The sequence below is a fragment of the Streptomyces sp. NPDC046909 genome (genome assembly GCF_040644695.1).
In the GTDB taxonomy this organism is placed as follows: Bacteria; Actinomycetota; Actinomycetes; order Streptomycetales; family Streptomycetaceae; genus Streptomyces.
Genome location: NZ_JBEYXC010000003.1, coordinates 360,250 through 376,210, shown reverse-complemented (window position 1 = coordinate 376,210; position 15,961 = coordinate 360,250). Strand labels below are relative to the sequence as shown.

The window sequence follows — 15,961 nt, the reverse complement described above, 5'->3', positions numbered from 1 at the left end:
TCCTTGGGCCTAGGCGACGACGGCCATCTCGTGGGGGGTGTTGTTCAGGCGGCGTCCCGCGCTCTCGGCGCAGGTGACGATGTCCTCGATGCGGACGCCGAAACGGCCGGGCAGGTAGATGCCGGGCTCGATGGAGAAGCACATGCCGGGTACGAGCTGCTGCAGTTCGCCCTCGACCATGTACGGCGGTTCGTGCGTGGTGACGCCGATGCCGTGGCCGGTGCGGTGGATGAAGTGCTCGCCGTACCCGGCGTCGGTGATCACCTCGCGGGCGACGCGGTCGATGTCCTGGCAGGCCACTCCGGGGCGTACGGCCTCGAAGGCGGCCTGCTGCGCCTCGCGCACGATGTCGTGGACCTTGAGTTCCTCGGCGGTGGGCTCGCCCACGTGCACGGTACGGGTGGTGTCGGAGCCGTAACCGTCCTTGAGGCCGCCGAAGTCGAGCACGACCGTGTCGCCGTCCTCGATGACCCTCTCGCCCGCCTCGTGGTGGGGGTTCGCGCCGTTCGGGCCGGAGCCGACGACCGTGAAGTCGACCTGGCTGTGGCCGTGTTCACGCAGCAGGCGGGCGAGGTCGGCGGCCACGTCCGTCTCCCGGCGCCCGGCGAAGCGCACCCGCAGGATCTCGCCGTACGCCGCGTCGGCCGCCGCGCCCGCCGCCGCGAGCCGGGCCACCTCGTGCTCGTCCTTCACCGCGCGCAGCATGGGTAGTGCGGTGGTCAGGGCCTGGTAGGCGGTGCGGGGCAGGGCTTCCAGCAGGCCCAGCAGATGCAGGGCCCAGGCGGAGTCGGAGACGCCGTAGCGGCCGCTCGGGCGCAGCAGGCCGGCCGCTGCCGCGTACGGGTCCTGGCCGTCGCGCCAGTCGGTCATCCGTACAGCGCCCGCTCCGGGAGCGGCTTCCGCGTCGGGGCGTTCCAGGGCCGGTACCAGCAGGTGCGGTTCGCTGTCCGGGGTGAGGACGAGGAGCGTGAGGCGCTCGGTGATCGCGGTGGGCCGGTAGCCGGTGAGCCACACCAGGTCGGGGCCGGGGGTGACCAGGAGCCCGGCGAGCCCGGCCCCGGCCGCGTCGCGCGCGGCCCGGCTCATCCGGGCCGCGTAGTCCTGCGCGGTGAACGCCGGGGGTGTGGCCGCGGGTATGTCGCTCATGGTGCCGCCTCGTCTGCGTGTCGGGTGCCGCCCTGCTCATTGGATGCGGAGGGGGTGCGGGGCGCCCGCGGATGTACGGCCGTACGGGTGACCGTGTCGCCCTGTGCGAGCGCCCCGCCGACCATCAGGCCGACGGCGAGGGCGGTGACGATCGTGACCAGCTTCAGCAGGTCCTGGAAGCCTTCGATGACGTAGCCGCCGGCCAGGGTGGTCAGGCCGCGCATGCCGAGCGAGCCGACGGTCAGGGTGAAGAAGCCCGGCAGGATCAGGATCAGCCGGGGCGGGCGATCCGGAGGGCGTGCGATCAGCGTGGCCGCGGCGGACAGGACGACGGCGGCGACGAACGTGCCGCCCGTCTCCCCGACGAGCTTCGTGAACGCCGACTGCACGCCGACGGTGACGTAGACGAGCAGGAGCAGGGGCCAGAAGAAGCGCACGGGGATCGCGAAGGCGAAGAGCGTGCCCGCCGTGAACACGACCCACGCCAGGAACAGCGCCCAGCGGGGGAGGTCCGCGTCGGCGGCGATGTCGAACAGGGCGTGGGTGGAGGTGCCGGTGACCAGGACGCCGAGCAGGACGCCGAGATAGAGCTGGACCAGGAGGAAGACGGCGTAGACGAGCCGGATCGACCCCGTCGTGATCAGACCCGCCGCCAGCTCCACGGCCGCGGCGCTCAGGTAGTCGCCGGGCACGAAGTAGAACAGCGCCGGGAGCATCAGCAGGACCGGGCCGCCGCGCGCCGGGTCGTCGGCGAACACCTCGATCGTGACGACGGAGACGGCGACCGACACCACCAGGGGCAGGATCCGGGCCAGCACCGGTACCCGGTCCGCCGTGACGGCGAGAGCCGCCGACAGCGTGCCCAGGACCGCCGTGGCGGCGATCTCGTACCAGGTCGGCTGCATCAGCGGGGCGAAGCCCAGCGCGAACAGCACGATGCCGAGGAACTTCAGCCACCACGGGTACGGCGCCGGGGCCGTCTCGATCGCCGTGAGCCGGCGGTCGGCCTCGGTGATGCCGATCCGGCCCGCATGGACCTCGTCGAGCAGGGGCTTGAGCGCGGCGACCTGGTCGAGGCGGAAGACCTCAGGGAAGCCGTGCACGGTGACGGTACGGGTGCGGCCGCCCGGCGCGGTGACCGTCAGCGTGGCCGCCTCCGGCACCAGGAGCAGGGACGCGCCGCCGCCGAAGGCCCGGGCGCTGTCCGCCACGGCCCGCTCGACGAGGTGCGCGCCCTCGCCGGAGGAGCGCAGCAGGAGGCCGGTCAGCCGGGACAGGAACGCCGTGAGGTCGTCGAGAACCGCGTCGTCGACAACCGCGTCGTCGACAACCGCGTCCTCGTGCTGCTCCACGCCCGTCTCCTCGCTCCGGGGCCAGGAGTTCCAGCCTGCACGGGCGGTCCGCGGTCGGCATCCGCGGTCGGCATCTGGTCTCGGCATCAGCTGTCGGCATCTTGGGCGGGTGCCACCGCCGTATCACCCGAACGGCCCACTCGTGCTGCGTCCCGACCCGCTCGCAAAGAGGCTGGCGACGACCTCGCTCACGCCACCCGGGAGGGCCTGATGGCATCGATGGACGTTCCGGCGGACGTTCCGAAGCAAGCCGTGCGGACGGAGGTGAGAACGGCCGCCGCGCCCACCCTGACCTGGATGACGCTGGCGCTGATGACCACCGCGTCCGTGGCCAGCCTGCGGGCCGCGCCCACGATGGCCGTCTACGGCCTGGCCTGCGTCTTCCTCTACCTCGTCCCGGCGATCGTGTTCCTGCTCCCGACCGCGCTGGTCTCGGCCGAACTCGCCTCCGGCTGGCCGGGCGGCGTGTACCGGTGGGTGAGCGAGGGGCTGAGCAAACCGCTCGGATTCCTCGCCGTGTGGTGCCAGTTCGCGATGACGATCTTCTACTACCCGAGCCTGCTCGCCTTCGTCGCGAGCACCATCGCGTACGTCATCGACCCGTCCCTGGCCTCCAACGGGCTCTACACCGCGATCGTCATCATGGTCCTGTACTGGACCGGCGTATGGGTGTCCTCGCGCGGCACCAAAGCCCTTGCCGGACTGTCCAGTTGGGGCCTGATCATCGGAACCCTCATCCCCGGCACCCTCCTTGTGGTCCTCGGCATGGTCTTCCTCGGCCAGGGCAACGCCTCCGCCGCTCCCATGACGGCCGAACACCTCCTGCCGGCGTGGACGGGGCTGGCGAGCCTGGTGCTGATCGTCAACAACTTCCTCTCCTACTCCGGCATGGAGATGAACGCGGTCCACGTCTCGTCGCTGAAGGACCCGGCGAAGGAGTACCCGAAGTCGATGTTCCTGGCGATGGGCCTGGTCCTGCTCATCTTCATCCTGCCCGCGCTGGCGATCAGCTGGGTGGTGCCGGGCAACCAGCTCAGCCTCACCGCGGGCGTGATGCAGGCGTTCGACGCCTTCTTCTCCCACTTCCACGTCGGCTGGATGACCCCGATCGCGGCCGTGATGCTGGTCTCCGCGGCCCTCGGCGGCATGCTCACCTGGCTCGCCGGGCCGTCGAAGGGCCTGCTGGAGATTTCCCGCAGCGAGGGCTATCTGCCGCCGTTCCTCCAGAAGCTCAACAAGTACGGCATCCAGCAGAACATCCTCGTCACCCAGGGCGTCGTCACCACGGTCATCGCCCTGCTGTACGCGCTGATCCCGAACGTTTCCAACGTGTACTGGATCTTCTCGACGATCACCACACAGGTCTATCTGATCGTCTACCTGCTGATGTTCGCCGCCGCGATGCGGCTGCGGAAGACCCAGCCGGACCATCCGCGCGGCTACCGCGTCCCGGCCCTGCACCTGATGTGCACGGTCGGCCTGCTCGCCTCGATCGCCGCGCTCGCCATCGGTTTCGTACCGCCGTCGCAGTTCGGCAGCGGCAGTGTCTGGGCGTACGTCCTTCTCATCGGCGGCGGTCTGGTCATCCTCGGTCTGCTGATCCCGTGGGCGTTCCTGAAGTTCCGCAAGCCGGGCTGGCGTACCCAGGAAGGTGATGCCGCATGAGCCCCACCAGGTTCGCCTCCGAGCACAAGTGGATCTACCTCGGTGCCATCGTCGTACTCCTCGCCCTCGCCGTCATCGGAGTCATCCAGTACGAGAGCGTGAAGACCGACAACGAAGCGGCGGAGAAGGCGAACAAGCTCGCCGACGCCGCCGAACAGGCCGGCTGGCCGCGCCCGGACACGGGGACGATCGAGCGGACGCTGGGCACCGACGGCGGCATCGTCTGCGACGACCCCGCCAGTGCGCTGGAGTCGGCCCTGTGGAAGATCAACGTCTCCAACGGGGCCGCGTTCGTCGGCCAGCGTCCGGTCATCGGGGACGCCCGCGCGCTGCGTGCGGAGGCCAAGATCCTGGAGATCTACTGCCCGGACAAGCTCGACAAGTTCAAGGACAAGATCGACGACCTCAAGACCGACGACACGGTGAGGCGAGACGCATGAGTGAACTGGCCGACCGGATCGCCGCGTTGATGCCCCGCGCGAAGCAGGACCTCACCGACCTCGTCGCGATCCCCTCCGTCGCCGACCCGCGCCAGTACCCGCCCGAGGAGTGCCACAAGGCCGCCCAGTGGGTCGCCGACGCCTTCTCCGCCGCGGGCCTGAGGGACGTACACCTCGCCGAGACCCCGGACGGCAGCCACGCCGTCATCGGCCACCGCCCGCCACCGCCCGGCGCGCCGACCGTCCTGCTCTACTGCCACTACGACGTCCAGCCCCCGCTCGACGACAAGGCCTGGACCACCCCGCCGTTCACGCTGACCGAGCGCGACGGCCGCTGGTACGGGCGCGGCACCGCCGACTGCAAGGGCAACATCGTCATGCACCTCACCGCGCTCCGGGCACTGGGCGAGGACATTCCGGTGGGCCTGAAGTTCGTCGCGGAGGGCTCGGAGGAGCAGGGCACGGGCGGTCTGGAGGCGTACGTCGCCCAGCACCAGGAGCAGTTCCTCGCCGACGCGCTGCTGGTGTGCGACACGGGCAACGCGGAGGTCGGCACGGGTACGGCGACGATCACCCTGCGCGGCCTGGCCAACCTCGTCGTCACCGTCGAGACCCTGGCCGGCGAGATCCACTCGGGCATGTTCGGCGGCCCCGCACCGGACGCCCTCGCGGCCCTGATCCAGATGCTGTCGACCCTGCGCGACCCGGCCACGGGCGCCACCCGGATCAACGGCCTGGACTGCGACGGCACTTGGGAGGGCGTGGGCTACGACGAGGAGACCTTCCGACGGGACGCCGGCGTCCTGGCCGGTGTCCACCTCACCGGCACCGGCACGGTCGCCGACCGCCTCTGGGCCCGCCCCGCCGTCACCGTCCTCGGGATCGACTGCCCGCCGGTCGTCGGCTCCGCGGCCGCCGTCCCGGCCACCGCCCGCGCCCGCGTCAGCCTGCGCGTTCCGCCGGGCACGGACGCGGACGCGGCCCGTGAGGCGCTCACCAAGCACCTGACGGAGGCCGCCCCTTGGGGCGCGCGGGTCTCGGTGGAGACGGAGGGCACCGGCTCCCCGTTCCGCGCCGCCACCGACGGCCCCGCCTACACGGCCCTGGGCAGTGCGATGGAACAGGTCTACGGCAGACCGCTCGCCTTCCTCGGCCAGGGCGGCTCCATCCCCCTGTGCAACGTCTTCGCGTCGGCCTACCCCCGTGCCGAGATCATCCTGATGGGCGTCGAGGAGCCCCGCTGCCTCATCCACGCCCCGAACGAGAGCGTCGACCCGACGGAGATCGCACACATGGCGCACGTCGAGGCCCTGTTCTTGCGGGAGTTCGCGAAGGGCGCGGCGCACAGCCAACGGGAGGCGCGGTGATCACGCCGCTGCTCACAAGCCGTGGTGCGTGGTGAGCAGTCGCGCTTGTGCGGCCGCTCGTTCTCGGCCGGTGGGCGCCAGGCGGAACTGACGTCAGTCGGCCAGGACCACAGCCGAAGCCCGCAAGGGCGATCCCCTTGCGGGCCTGGCAGACCGTTCAGGCCGGGACGGAGCAGGAGCCGAGCCACCCCGGCCGGACCTCACCGGACGTACTTGGCGGGCTTCGTGGCGGTGCTGAGCAGGTACTCCAGGGGTCCGCGGCGGAAGAAGCGGGACCAGACGGTGGCGAACACTATCGCCCCGAGGACGTACATGAGCAGCGGCACCCACGACTGCTGGGTGCTCGTCCCGGCGGGCGTGGACAGCACCGACTGCGCGAGGAAGTGGCCGACGTAGGCGGTCAGGGACATGGTGCCCACGGCGATGACCGGTTTCGCCAGGCGGCGCAGCCGCGGCAGGCGGTCCATCGCCACCGTCGCGCCCACGATCACGAGGATCGCGACGCCGACGCTGCCGATGATGTCGAACGTGGTGCCGCTGTGCGGCCCGGCGGACAACAGTTCCGAGAACGACCGCTGGGGCTCCATGAGCCCGCTGCCCATGGACGCCGCCCCGGATCCGCTGGACGACGAGCCGTCCTCCGCCATGCTCCGCAACGCGTTCTTGCCCGCCAGCAGCAGGGACAGGCCGTAAGCTCCCACGACGAGGCCGGCGCCGAGCACCGCCAGGCGCCGCTGGACGGCGGCCGCCGACAGGTCCATGCGACCCAGCGCCATGCCGGCGATCACGAACGGCATCCAGGTGAGCGCCGGGTAGAAACCGGTGAGCAGCAGATCGAGCACTCCCACCTCGCTGAGGTGGCGGAGCGGGTCGTAGGCGTTGACGCTCTGCTGGACGGAGTCGCTCAGCCCCGTGGTCAGGACGAACGCCAGCTGCGGCATGACGAGGGCGAGCCCCGCCGCGATCATCGCGAGGGCCCCCGCGCTCAGCCGCACCAGAGGCAGCGCGAGGAGGAAGTAGACGCCGTAGAAGCCGAGGATGATCACGCCCCCGTACTCCATCGCCATCACGGTGCCCAGCGCCAGCAGGATCACGGCGCGGATCGCGATCCGGGCCTTCGCCTGCCGGCCCGCCAGGCCGGTCTTCGGCTCGAAGCGGCCCGCGATCAGCATCAGCGAGAACCCGGCGAGGGTGGCGAACAGGACCGACGAGTGGCCGTCGGCCATGTACCGGACCCAGCTGCCGACGCCGTGTGTGGCGGACAGCGGCGGCCCGATGTGCACGACGTACATGCCGAACACCGCCAGCGCGCGGGCCAGGTCCACCCCGACCAGGCGTCCCACCGAGGGACCGCCGGGGGTCTGCCCGGCGGACCCGGGCGAGGTCCTGGGCGGTGGAGGCGGGTTCTCCTGCGGAGCAGGTGTCTCCTTGGACGGCTGTATCTGTGTCATACGGAGAATCTCGCGTGGACGTCAGAGGGCGGACCATCCGGCAGGCTTCGGTGACACCCCCGCCGACCGGCCGGGACCGCCCCGCCGACCGGCGGTACAGCGCGGGCGGCCCCACGGACACACCCCACCGGGCGAGAACCGCCGACACCATCCGCCGAGCCTCGCCCACCCGCCCGCCGACAGGCCGGAGCGCTCCCCCCGAACGGCTGGAACCGGCCTGCCGGGTGGCGGGTGTCCACAGCGGCCGCACCGCCGCGCACCGCGTCGGACGTACTGTCGACGGCAGGCGATCACCGTACGAGAACGGGCGCCCCGATGCGAGGTGCAGGGGGGCAGGGGTGCAGGGGTGCAGGGGCCCATGGGTCGCCGAGAAGCCGGACAGAACAGACAGTGTGACGAGTGTGAGGCGGGACGCCGGTGATCCGGGTAGTGGTGGTGGACGACGAGGCGCTGGTGCGGTCCGGGTTCGAGCTGATCCTGAACGCCTCCGAAGACATCCAGGTCGTGGCGACCGCGGCAGGAGCGCAGGCCACTGACACCATCCGGCGCGAGCACCCGGACGTCGTGCTCCTCGACATCCGCATGCCGGACGTGGACGGCCTGACCGTCCTCAGCCAGATCCAGACGCTGCCCGAGCCGCCGACGGTGGCCATGCTGACCACCTTCGACACCGACGAATACATCCTGACCGCGCTGCGCTCGGGAGCCGCGGGCTTCCTGCTCAAGGACACCGAGCCCGAACAACTCGCCCACCTCGTACGCACCCTGGCCGCCGGCGGCGTGGTGATGTCCCCGAAAGCCTCGCGGGTTCTGCTGCGCGGCCATCCGGGGGCGGGGGCACCCCAGGACGCGGACGTGGCGCGCGTGAACCTGCTCAGCGACCGCGAACGTGACGTCCTCGTCCTGATCGCGGAAGGACTGTCCAACGCCGACATCGGCACCCGCATCCATCTCAGCGCGGGCACCGTCAAGGACCACGTCAGCTCGATCCTGACCAAGCTGAGGGTCTCCAGCCGCGTCCAGGCGGCGCTCCTCGCGGAGCGCGCCGGACTGCTCAGCGACGACGGCGCGGACACCCCACGGAGCAACGGGCGATGACCACGGGTCAGGCACGGTGGCGGCGGGTGCCGCCCTGGGCCGTCGACGCGGGCCTCGTCGTGCTCGCCGCGCTCGACGCCTGGATCAACCTCTACGGCGAGGCGACACCGTTCATATGGGCCTGCGCCGCCCTGGGCTGCGCCGCCCTGTTCCCGCGCAGGCGCTTTCCCCTGGCCGTCTTCCTGCTGACGCTGCCCATGACCCTGTTCATGGACGTGGCGGTCGCGCCGATCGCCGCCCTGTACACACTGGCCACGCGCACCCGCAACCGCCCGCTGCTGGCCGGCTGCGCCCTGCTGAACGCGGCGGCGGCCACCCTCGCCTGGCCCCTGTCCGACACGTTTTCCGGTGACACGTTTTCCGACGACCGGACCTGGACGCTCATCCAGTTCGTCTACACGCTGGCCACGGCCTTCGCCCCGATCCTGTTCGGCCAGCTCTTGCAGGCCAGACACGAGGTGGCCCGCCAGCTCGTCGAGGTGGAAGTGGCCCGCGAACACGAACGCGCCCTGTACGCCCAGACCGTCCTCGCCCGCGAACGCGCCCAACTGGCCCGCGAGATGCACGACGTCGTCTCCCACCAGGTCAGCCTCATCGCCGTACAGGCCGGAGCCCTTCAGGTCGCCGCGAAGGACCCCGCGGCCCGCGACGCCGCCCGGACCATCCGCACCCTGAGCGTGAACACCCTCGACGAACTCCGCCACATGGTCACCCTGCTGCGCGCCTCAGGCGGCAAGGAAACCGAACTCACCCCCCAGCCCACGCTCGCCGACCTCCAGCAGCTGATCGCCAACAGCGGCATCGAGACCACCCTGACCGGCGAACTCCCGCCCCACATCGACACCACCGCCCAACGCACCGTCTACCGCACGGTCCAGGAAGCCCTCACGAACGTACGCAAGCACGCCCCCGGCGCCCGCGCCGAGGTGCGCCTGTGGCACGACGCGCAGCACTTCGGCGTCACCGTCACCAACACCGCCCCCACCCGCCCCTCCGTCGCCCTGCCCAGCGCCCGGCACGGCCTGATCGGCCTGAGAGAACGCGCCGAACTGCTGGGCGGCACCCTCACCGCCGAACCCACCCCACAGGGCGGATACGAGATCGGACTACGGGCCCCCACCCGACCCGCCTGAACACAACCCGCCCGACGATGATCCGGTCACCTGGACGGGCACGCGGAGGGCACGGAACCTTACGTATGCACAGAGTCGTGCCGGTGAGAGCACCACCGCGCGTATGTCGCCTGGTGGGGAGAACGACTGTTGAAGCGGAGTTGCGGTCGCATACATGTGGCCCCGGACGGGACATGGCTGGAGCCGCCGTCGGGGAACGGAGTCCGCGTTGGGCGTGGTCTGTCGAAGCGCCTGGGCCGATGCTCAGAAGGTGAGCACCACGCGTCCCCGGAGGCCCCCCGCTTCCAGCAGTCGGTGCGCTGCGACGGCCTCCTCGGCCGGCAGGGTTCGCGCGATCCGCGGCGTGAGCCGGCCTTCCTCCGCCAGCTGCCGAAGGCGGTCGAGCTTGCCGCGTTCGCGTGCGTACTGCGGCACGAAGGTGTTCCGGGTCTCGATGCCGCGTTCGCTGGGCATCTGAACGCCGCCGACCGACGACGCCACCCGGCCGCCGTCCCGGACCGCGCGGATGGCGAGGCCGACGATGCCCGCGGTGTCGAGGAGCCCGTCGACGCCGTCCGGCTCCTCCTTGCGCACCAGGTCGGGGAAGTCGGTCCCGCGCGTCAGGACGACATCGGCGCCGAGGCCCCGCACCAGCTGCTCGTCCTTCGGCGCCGCGTCGGCGAGCACCCGCAGCCCGTCCGCCTTGGCCAGCTGGACGGCGTAGCCGCCGACCGCGCCGGCCGCTCCGGTGATCGCGACGGTGGCACCCTCGGGCAGATCCAGCAGGTCCAGTGCCATGTGGGCCGTCAGCCCGTTCATCGGGAGGGTGGCCGCTTCGATGTCGGTCGCGCCCGCCGGTGCCCGGACCACCGAGTCCGCGGGGACGACAAGGTGCTCGGCGTACGCGCCGTGCGTTCCGGAGGTGGCGACGACGGCCATGACGCGGTCGCCGACGCCGAGACCGGTGTCGACTCCCGCGCCGATCTCCTCGATCACGCCGGCTGCCTCCATCCCCGGAACGTACGGCGGTTCGGCGTCGGAGACGAAGGCGATGCCTCGGCGTACCAGCGTGTCGACGGGGTTGACCGTCGCCGCGTGCGCCCGTATGCGTATCTCGCCCGGCCCTGTCTCGGGTATCGGCAGGTCCAGGACCCGCAGTACTTCGGGTCCGCCGAATTCGGTCAGTCCTACAGCCTTCACGGTGATCTCCTCCTCAGGGACGGATACGGGTCATTCGACCGGCGCTCCTCCGGACAGGCGGACCTCTTCGCTGTCGAGGGCGGCCTGGAGACGGCGCAGTACGGTGTCGTCGATCCGGCGCTCGTCGCGGAGCCGGACGACGGTGGCGCGTTTGCCGGCGATGAGGGCCAGCCGCAGTGCGAGATAGTCCTGGTGCTGAAGCACGGCGGGGTCGTCGTGGGCGCCCGCGCTCCGGGCCCGGACTGACGCCAGAGTGGCCTCGTACTCCTGCCGGAGCCACTCGGCGATCTTCGGATCGGTCCGCAGGTCGGCGGCGAGCAGCGGCATCGCCTTGATCGCCTCCTCGATGGCGGTGGTCTCGGCGAGGTCGAGTTCCTCGTCGACGGAGGTGTCGGGCGGCAGCTTCGCCCAGCGCACCGCCACCGGCAGCAGCAGTCCCTGCACCACCAGGGTCACGAGGATGACGCCGGAGGTGACGAAGACGATGAAGCTGCGGTCGGGGAAGGGCTCGCCCGAGTCGAGGGTCTGCGGGACCGAGAGCACCATGGCGAGGGAGACCGCGCCCCGGAACCCGGCGAGCCCGTTGACCACGCGGGTGCGGTGGCCGACGCGGAGCGTGCGCTGGCGGGGGCTGCGGTCGAGTGCGCGGATCAGGTAGGTGGAGGCGTACAGGAACGCGAAGCGTACGGCGACCAGCACCACGCAGATGACACCGACCGCGATCAGCGCGTCCCGGAGGTCGGCACTGCCCAGGTCGCGGACGGCGTACTGGAGTTCCACTCCGACCAGGACGAACAGCGCGCTGTTGATGAGGAAGGTGGCCAGCGGCCAGAACGCCAGTGCCTGGGTGCGGTGGTGGGCCGGGATGATGCGCGGGGCGACCTGGGACATGATCAGGCCGCTGACGACCACGGCGAGGACGCCGGACGCCTCGATCAGCTCGGCGAGGAGGTAGGCCGTGAAGGGCGCCAGGATCATGACCAGGTTGCCCAGCAGGGGATCGGTCAGGCGGCGCCGCAGGTTCATGTTGACCCACGCGACCGCGACACCCACGGCCGCGCCGCCGCCGTACGCGAGCAGGAACAGCCCGCCGACGTGCGGGACGCCGAGGTGCTCCTCGCCGGCCGTGATGCCGACGGCGAGACCGTAGACGACCAGGGCTGTGCCGTCGTTGACCAGGCTCTCCGCGCGCAGGATGGTGACCTGGCGGCGCGGCAGGGCGCGGGCCAGGACACCGACCGCGGTCGCGTCGGTGGGAGCCATGGCGGCGCCGAGCACCCACGCCGGTCCCCACGGCAGCCCGAGGGCGTGCCCCGCCGCGGCCACCGCCCAGGCGGTGAGGATGACGAGGACCGTGCTCAACTGCACGATGCCGCGCAGATTGGCGCGGATCTCCCGCAGCGAGGTGGTCAGGCTCTCCCAGTACAGCAGCACCGGGAGGAACAGCAACAGCACGACCTCCGGGGGCAGTTGGGCCGCCCGGATCGCGGGGACGAACCCCAGCAGCACGCCCGTCACGAGCAGGACGATGGGCGGGGCTATGCCGAGGCGCTGTCCCAGGGCGTTGCCCACCAGCACGGCCACGCCCAGGACCACGACGAGTTCGAGACCGAGCAAGGGGGTTCTCCAGCAGTGGTGAAAGGACTGCGGTTCAGCGCGGCACGAGCTTCAGGGTCGTGTCCCGCGAGGCCACCATGGGGTTGATGTAACTGCTTCGCCCCGGAAGGAGCGGACGTAGAGGTCGTCGCCGTCACGGACGACCCAGATCGGCACCGGTGCGCGGGACGTGCCGTCGGCGCGCGAGGGAGACATCCCAAGCTCCTCGGCGTGCTCGATCCGGGTCAGCTCGGCGCTCGTCCAGGTCGTCATCGGTGAGCCTCAGGGGGTGAGGAGGGCCTTGATGGCGCGGCGTTCGTCCATCGCCTTGTAGCCCTCGGCGACCTCCTCCAGGGGGAGGGTGAGGTCGAAGACCTTGCCCGGGTCGATGTGGCCGGTCAGGACCAGGTCGATCAGTTCGGGCAGGTAGCGGCGCACGGGCGCCGGGCCGCCGCGCAGGCCGACCTGGGAGAAGAACAGCTCCTGGCCGTCCACGGCCACCTCGTGGGGGACGCCGACGAAGCCGACGTTGCCGCCCGGGCGGGCGGAGTGCAGGGCCTGGCTCATGGACTGGGCGGTGCCGACGCACTCCAGGACGGAGTCGGCGCCGATGCCGCCGGTGAGTTCCTTGACGCGGGCGATACCGTCCTCGCCGCGCTCGCTGACGATGTCGGTGGCGCCGAACTCCAGGGCGAGCTTCTGCCGGGACTCGTGCCGGGACATCGCGATGATCCGCTCGGCGCCGAGCTCCTTCGCGGCGATGACACCGCACAGGCCGACCGCTCCGTCACCGACCACGACAGCCGTGGAGCCCGGCTTCACCTCGGCGGCGAGGGCCGCGTACCAGCCGGTGCCCATCACGTCGGACACCGCCAGCAGGCTTGGCACCAGGTCGTCGGCGGGGTGCGCGTCGGTGGCGACCAGGGTGCCGTGGGCGTTGGGGATGCGCACGTACTCGGCCTGGCAGGTTCCCATGAACTCGCGGTTCAGACAGGAGGACTGCCAGCCCTTCTGACAGTGCGCGCAGGTGTTGTCCGAGGTGGCGAAGGAACCGACCACGAACTGCCCCGGCTTGACGTTGCCGACCTCGCTGCCGACCTCCTCGACGACACCGACGTATTCATGCCCCATCGGATGCGGGTTGCCGACGGGCTCGATACCGCGATACGGCCACAGGTCCGAGCCACACACACAGGTGGCGACCGTACGGATGATCGCGTCCGTCGGCTTGAGGATCGTGGGCTCGGGGACGTCCTCCACCCGGATGTCACCAGGGGCGTGGATCAGGGTTGCGCGCATGCCGTGTCTCCTGCTGCGTCGTAGAGAAATGCGGAAGCGCGGACTGCCGGGGAAATGGAATTCCTTTGTGTCGGCTCTGCCGCTGCTCGCAAGGCCCGCACTTAGGAGAATTCCACCCCGGATGCAAGATATCCAGGGACAAAACCTTCCTACCCAGCCGAGTGGCGGCCGGCCGCAGACTGGCCAGTATGACCAGCAACGCGCACCTGAAGGAGCTGGGCCAATTCCTGAAGGCCCGCCGGGCCGAGCTCGGCCCCCGTACCGTCGGCCTGCCCGAGGCCGAGGGACGGCGGCGCGTGACCGGCCTGCGCCGGGACGAGGTGGCCGCGCTGGCAGGCATCAGCACGAACTACTACACCCGACTGGAGCAGAGCCGCGCCACCCCCTCCGCGTCCGTGCTGGCCACCCTCGCCCGGGTCCTGCGCATGAGCGACAAGCAGCGGGACCGGCTCTTCGACCTGGCCGGAAGGGAGACGGGCCCGCCCCGGCGACGGGCCCCGCAGAAGGCGCACCCGCGGCTGCGCACCGTACTGAACGAGCTCAGTACGACCCCCGGCCTGGTCCTGGGCCCCTACCTGGACATCCTGGCGTGGAACCCGATGGCCACCGCCCTGTTCGGCACCGACTACACGCAGATCCCCGATGGGCAGCGGAACTACATACGACAGCTCTTCACCGACCCGGCCATGAGATCGCTGTACGCCGACTGGGAGAGTTCGGCCCGCAACGCCATGGCCGTGCTGCGGCGCTGGGCCGCGGTCCGTCCCGACGACCGGAGGCTGACCGACCTCGTCGGTGAGCTGTCGCTGCGGGACGACCGGTTCCGCCAGTGGTGGGGCGGGCGGGACGTGGCGCCCCGCACCGGTGGCGTCAAGGTGTTCCGCCATCCGGTCGCCGGTGAGCTCACCCTCGGCTGGGACGCGCTCAGTCGCGAGGCCGACTGCGACCAGCAACTGGTCGTCTGGGCCGCAGAGCCCGGCTCGCCCGCCTATGAGGGATTGCGCTTCCTGTCTTCCTGGTCGGCGACCTGCGCCATGAATTCGTAAAACCGGCCGGTGGTGCCCGGCGTAAAGCCAGGGAGAAATCCTTCCTACCTTTCTCGCTGAATTCCGTGCCATGCTTCCAGAGCAGGATTCACGCAGCAGTTTTCCGAGGAGCAATACCCCGCCATGTCTTCCATTTCCCGCCCCACGGTCGCCGTCGCATTCCACTCCGGATACGGCCACACCGCCGTCATCGCCGAGGCCGTGGCGCGCGGCGCCGCGGCAGCCGGTGCCGACGTGATCTCCATACCGGTGGACGCGATCACCGACGAGCAGTGGGCACAGCTGGACGCCGCCGACGCGATCATCTTCGGTGCCCCCACCTACATGGGCACCGCGTCCGCCGCGTTCCACACCTTCGCCGAGGCCAGCAGCAAGCGCTGGTACACGCAGACCTGGGCCGACAAGATCGCCGCCGGCTTCACCAACTCCGGTGCCAAGAACGGCGACAAGTCCTCGACCCTGGGCTACTTCTTCACGATGGCCGCGCAGCACGGCATGCACTGGGTGAGCCTCGGTGTCCAGCCGGGCTGGGCCTCCAGTGAGGGCGGCGAGGACGACATCAACCGTCTGGGCTACTTCGTCGGTGCGGGCGCCCAGACGCCGGTCGATGCCGGCCCCGAGGCCGTGCACAAGTCGGACATCGCCACCGCCGAGGGTCTCGGCGCCCGTGTCGCGCAGCAGACCGCGTTCTTCCTCGCGGGTCGGTCCGTCCTCGCCGCCTGAGCACCGCACATCACCCCGCACATCACCCCGCACAAGGAGCACCTGTCATGTCCGATTCCCCGAACGTCGCCCTGGTCCGCCGGCTCTACGACTCCGGCATGGCCCCGGACGTCGTCGCCGAGGTCATCGACCCCGAGATCGTCTGGGACATCACCCCCGGCTTCCCCTACGGCGGCGTCTACAAGACCTGGGCCGGCGCCGGAGGCGACTTCTTCGGCCGGCTCGCCCCCCGCTTCACGTCCTTCGGCGCGGTGGCCGAGGAGTTCTACGGCGCCGACGGTGACCACGTCTTCGTACGCGGCCACTACCACGCGGTGGCCAAGTCCGGCGCCGCGTCCGACGCCCGCTTCATCCACCTGTGGACGGTCGGCGACGGCAAGCTCACCCATCTGATCCAGGCCGCCGACAGCCACGTCGTGCAGCTGGCCGCGAACGACAACTGACCCCCGGACCGTCTCGTAGGGAG

The 15,961-nt window shown here is 70.8% G+C and carries 15 protein-coding genes; 8 read left to right on the top strand and 7 right to left on the bottom strand.

Going from position 1 to position 15,961, the window contains the following annotated elements:
- Positions 1-9: 9 nt before the first annotated feature.
- Both ABZ928_RS10450 and ABZ928_RS10445 read right to left on the bottom strand, forming a co-directional pair.
- Positions 10-1,146, bottom strand: a complete 1,137-nt coding sequence (locus ABZ928_RS10450; RefSeq protein WP_361516749.1) for an aminopeptidase P family protein — start codon at positions 1,144-1,146, stop codon at positions 10-12.
- Positions 1,143-2,498 carry a threonine/serine exporter family protein gene (locus tag ABZ928_RS10445; protein WP_361516747.1) on the bottom strand — a complete coding sequence of 452 codons (1,356 nt, stop codon included), beginning with the start codon at positions 2,496-2,498 and terminating at the stop codon, positions 1,143-1,145. Before ABZ928_RS10445 ends, ABZ928_RS10450 begins: the two co-directional genes overlap by 4 nt.
- Positions 2,499-2,708: 210 nt before the next feature.
- Between ABZ928_RS10445 and ABZ928_RS10440 the strand changes: the two genes are divergently transcribed.
- Genes ABZ928_RS10440 through ABZ928_RS10430 form a run of 3 tightly spaced genes read left to right on the top strand, consistent with a single transcriptional unit; the run spans position 2,709 to position 5,970 of the window.
- Entirely contained in the window at positions 2,709-4,163 is a 1,455-nt protein-coding gene (locus ABZ928_RS10440; protein WP_361516745.1) for an APC family permease, read from the top strand.
- Positions 4,160-4,603: a hypothetical protein gene (locus ABZ928_RS10435; RefSeq protein ID WP_361516743.1), complete on the top strand. Its 444-nt coding sequence runs from the start codon at positions 4,160-4,162 to the stop codon at positions 4,601-4,603. The genes ABZ928_RS10440 and ABZ928_RS10435 overlap by 4 nt, the downstream gene beginning before the upstream one ends.
- Positions 4,600-5,970 carry a dipeptidase gene (locus tag ABZ928_RS10430; protein ID WP_361516742.1) on the top strand — a complete coding sequence of 457 codons (1,371 nt, stop codon included), beginning with the start codon at positions 4,600-4,602 and terminating at the stop codon, positions 5,968-5,970. The genes ABZ928_RS10435 and ABZ928_RS10430 overlap by 4 nt, the downstream gene beginning before the upstream one ends.
- 200 nt (positions 5,971-6,170) lie before the next feature.
- Here ABZ928_RS10430 and ABZ928_RS10425 read toward each other — a convergent pair whose 3' ends face one another.
- Positions 6,171-7,421: a DUF418 domain-containing protein gene (locus ABZ928_RS10425; protein WP_361516740.1), complete on the bottom strand. Its 1,251-nt coding sequence runs from the start codon at positions 7,419-7,421 to the stop codon at positions 6,171-6,173.
- Positions 7,422-7,850: 429 nt separating this feature from the next.
- Between ABZ928_RS10425 and ABZ928_RS10420 the strand changes: the two genes are divergently transcribed.
- Positions 7,851-8,519, top strand: coding sequence for a response regulator transcription factor (locus ABZ928_RS10420; RefSeq protein ID WP_361517626.1), 669 nt, complete (start codon positions 7,851-7,853; stop codon positions 8,517-8,519).
- Positions 8,516-9,652 carry a histidine kinase gene (locus ABZ928_RS10415; protein ID WP_361516738.1) on the top strand — a complete coding sequence of 379 codons (1,137 nt, stop codon included), beginning with the start codon at positions 8,516-8,518 and terminating at the stop codon, positions 9,650-9,652. The genes ABZ928_RS10420 and ABZ928_RS10415 overlap by 4 nt, the downstream gene beginning before the upstream one ends.
- Before the next feature lie 243 nt (positions 9,653-9,895).
- On the opposite strand, the gene ABZ928_RS10410 is transcribed toward ABZ928_RS10415, so the two are convergent.
- The 4 genes from ABZ928_RS10410 to ABZ928_RS10395 are packed head-to-tail and all read right to left on the bottom strand — an operon-like array spanning position 9,896 to position 13,726.
- Positions 9,896-10,831, bottom strand: coding sequence for an NADP-dependent oxidoreductase (locus tag ABZ928_RS10410; RefSeq protein ID WP_361516736.1), 936 nt, complete (start codon positions 10,829-10,831; stop codon positions 9,896-9,898).
- Between the two features lie 30 nt (positions 10,832-10,861).
- Entirely contained in the window at positions 10,862-12,448 is a 1,587-nt protein-coding gene (locus ABZ928_RS10405; protein ID WP_361516735.1) for a Na+/H+ antiporter, read from the bottom strand.
- Between the two features lie 51 nt (positions 12,449-12,499).
- Positions 12,500-12,700 carry a DUF2255 family protein gene (locus tag ABZ928_RS10400; protein ID WP_361516733.1) on the bottom strand — a complete coding sequence of 67 codons (201 nt, stop codon included), beginning with the start codon at positions 12,698-12,700 and terminating at the stop codon, positions 12,500-12,502.
- 9 nt (positions 12,701-12,709) lie between these two features.
- Complete coding sequence (locus ABZ928_RS10395; protein ID WP_361516732.1) at positions 12,710-13,726, bottom strand: zinc-dependent alcohol dehydrogenase family protein; 1,017 nt, start codon at positions 13,724-13,726, stop codon at positions 12,710-12,712.
- A 188-nt stretch (positions 13,727-13,914) separates the two neighbouring features.
- Here ABZ928_RS10395 and ABZ928_RS10390 point away from each other — a divergent pair, with 188 nt between their 5' ends.
- From ABZ928_RS10390 to ABZ928_RS10380, 3 genes are all read left to right on the top strand, one after another.
- On the top strand, positions 13,915-14,772 hold the full coding sequence (locus tag ABZ928_RS10390; RefSeq protein WP_361516730.1) for a helix-turn-helix transcriptional regulator: 858 nt from the start codon (positions 13,915-13,917) through the stop codon (positions 14,770-14,772).
- 123 nt (positions 14,773-14,895) lie between these two features.
- Complete coding sequence (locus ABZ928_RS10385) at positions 14,896-15,495, top strand: flavodoxin family protein (RefSeq protein ID WP_361516729.1); 600 nt, start codon at positions 14,896-14,898, stop codon at positions 15,493-15,495.
- A gap of 47 nt (positions 15,496-15,542) precedes the next feature.
- Positions 15,543-15,938 (top strand): nuclear transport factor 2 family protein, encoded by a 396-nt coding sequence (locus ABZ928_RS10380; protein ID WP_361516727.1) that lies wholly within the window; start codon positions 15,543-15,545, stop codon positions 15,936-15,938.
- The last annotated feature ends 23 nt before the right edge of the window (positions 15,939-15,961 follow it).